Here is a 2,508-nt window from a genome sequence, read left to right on the forward strand (position 1 = left end):
TGTCAACGGCGGAGCAAAAACCGGCCATTGGGCGGCGCAAAACCAGGCCACTGGCGCTGCTGCGAGCGGGGAACGTCGGGAGGGCGTAGCCCGACCAGAGTTTTCCGCTCGCAGCAGCGGCGATCTTATTGGTGAGGGTTGGCGGTTTTTCGTGCCCGGCTTTGCGCGAGGCGATAGCTGTCGCCGTTCATCTCGAGGATGCTGACGTGGTGGGTCAGCCGGTCGAGGAGTGCGCCTGTGAGGCGCTCGGAACCGAAGGTTTGGGTCCATTCGTCGAAGGGCAGATTGCTGGTGATCAGGGTGGAGCCACGCTCGTAACGCTGCGAGATCAGCTCGAACAACAGCTCGGCGCCGGTTTTGGAGAGCGGCACGAAGCCCAGCTCGTCGATGATGAGCAGCTTGTAGCCCGCCATCTGCTTCTGGAAGCGCAGAAGACGGCGTTCGTCGCGCGCCTCCATCATCTCGCTGACGAGCGCGGCCGCTGTGGTGAAGCCGACGGACAATCCCTTCTGGCAGGCCGCCAGGCCGAGGCCGATCGCGACGTGGGTCTTGCCCGTGCCGCTGGGGCCGAGCGCGATGACGTTCTCGCGGCGCTCGATCCATTCGCACCGCGCCAGTTCCAGCACCAGCATCTTGTTGAGCTTCGGGATGGCGGCGAAGTCGAAGCTGTCGAGGCTTTTTGCGGCGGGGAACTTTGCCGCCTTGATGCGGCGTTCGACCATCCGCCGTTCCCGATCGATCAGTTCCAGCTCGACCAGCCGGGCAAGGTAGCGGACATGATCCACGCCCTCGACCGCACATTGCCGGGCAAGTTTGTGGTGCTCACGCAGGAAGGTCGGCAGCTTCAAGGTCTTGAGGTGGTGGGCGAGCAGGAGTTCTGGAGCATCGCTGCTCATGCCGGTTCCTCCTTACGGTCCAGCAGGCGCATATAGGCCTTGGCCGACGTCTTCTCGACAGTGGCTCTGGGCAGATAGGGATAGATGTCGAGGTCCAGCTTTGGTGGCCTGCGTTCGGCCCGGCACAGGACGAGGTGCTTCACGGCGTCGAAGCTGATGGCGCCCAGATGCAGCGCCTGCTTCACGGCTGCGTGCAGATCGGCCAGATCGAAGCTTTCCATCAGGCGCAGCACCTGCACATAGGCGCGCCGGCCCTGCTTGCCCATCCGTGCTTCCATGAGGCGGCGCAGTGTCGTGAACGCCTCCGGCAATTCCCAGCCCTGTAGCGGTGCCGCCTGGTCGAGCGCGTTGATCTTCTGCTCGATCAGCGGCAGGTAATGCAGTGGATCGAAGACAACCTCCTCGCGCTCATAGCTGCGCGGATGACGGGCAATGATCCCCCCGCCGCAGCCAATCACCACCTCGCCGACATAGCCACGGATCCAGACGTCCTGGTGGCCGTAGGCGACCGGGACGGAGTAGTCGTTGGTCCTGTAGCGCACCAGCGCCTGCGAAGTGACCCGACCGCTGGCATGGTCGCAAGCATCGAAGGGTGATGCCGGCAGTGGGCGCATCGCCACCAGATCGCGCAGCAAGCGTTCGCCGATCGTCTCGCTCTCGCCGCGCAGCCGGTCACCCTGGCGCTTGCGGCACTGCTCCTCGAGCCACAGATTGAACTCGTCCCACGATGCAAAGTGCGGAATCGGCACCATGAAGTTGCGGCGCACATAGCCGACCAGACCTTCGACGCTGCCCTTGTCATTGCCCTTGCCGGGGCGGCCGTAACGATCCCGGATCAGATAGTGGGACAGGAAGCCGCTGAACAGCGTTGCCCGCTTGCGCGTGCCGTCGGGCAGGATCTTCGCCACCAGGCAGCGGTCGTTGTCGTAGACAATCGACTGCGGCACGGCGCCGAAGAAGGCGAACGCATGGATATGGCCGTCCACCCACGCTTCGGCCACCGCCGCAGGATAGGCGCGCACATAGCAGGCATCGCTGTGCGGCAGATCGAGCACGAAGAAGTGCGCCTTCTGCTCAACGCCGCCGATGACAACGACAGCCTCCCCGAAGTCGGCCTGTGCGTGCCCCGCCGGGTGCGCCAGCGGCACGAACATCTCCTGGCCGCGCAGATCCCGCTTGCGCATATAGTCCTTGATGATCGTGTAGCCGCCGGCAAACCCGTGCTCGTCGCGCAGCCGGTCGAACACCCGCTTGGCCGTATGGCGCTGCTTGCGCGGGACCGCACGGTCCGCATCAAGCCACCGATCGATGACCGCGATGAACGCGTCCAGCTTCGGACGCCGAACCGGAGCCTGCCGCCGATAGCCCGGCGGAACCGAATACGCCATCATCTTGCGAACCGTGTCGCGCGAGATGCCGAAATGCCTTGCTGCCTCGCGCTGGCTCATGCCTCCGTCGCAAGCCACGCGAACCTTCAGATATAATTCCACGGTGTAGATCCCTATTCCCTCCCTGCGCCACGCAGAAAAGGGAAAAAGTGGACGACTTTTACGCCGCCCGCAGCCGGACAATCCCGCCGCTACCGTGGTCTAGTTTTCCACCGCCGTTCTCA

General features: G+C 64.2%; 2 protein-coding genes. Both read right to left on the bottom strand.

The genetic code is table 11. The annotated features are described in order from the left end of the window. Nucleotides 1-125: 125 nt before the first annotated feature. Nucleotides 126-896: an IS21-like element helper ATPase IstB gene (gene istB / locus J2X50_RS24845; RefSeq protein WP_107393909.1), complete on the bottom strand. Its 771-nt coding sequence runs from the start codon at nucleotides 894-896 to the stop codon at nucleotides 126-128. Beyond that, entirely contained in the window at nucleotides 893-2,386 is a 1,494-nt protein-coding gene (gene istA / locus J2X50_RS24850; RefSeq protein ID WP_371924388.1) for an IS21 family transposase, read from the bottom strand. Before istA ends, istB begins: the two co-directional genes overlap by 4 nt. Nucleotides 2,387-2,508 lie beyond the last annotated feature (122 nt).

It is taken from the genome of Aminobacter sp. BE322, from assembly GCF_050433525.1.
Lineage (GTDB): Bacteria > Pseudomonadota > Alphaproteobacteria > Rhizobiales > Rhizobiaceae > Aminobacter.

What these genes read in the sequence shown, in the direction of transcription:
- istB (WP_107393909.1), bottom strand. Translation starts at nt 896, where the DNA reads ATGAGCAGCGATGCTCCAGAACTCCTGCTCGCCCACCACCTCAAGACC.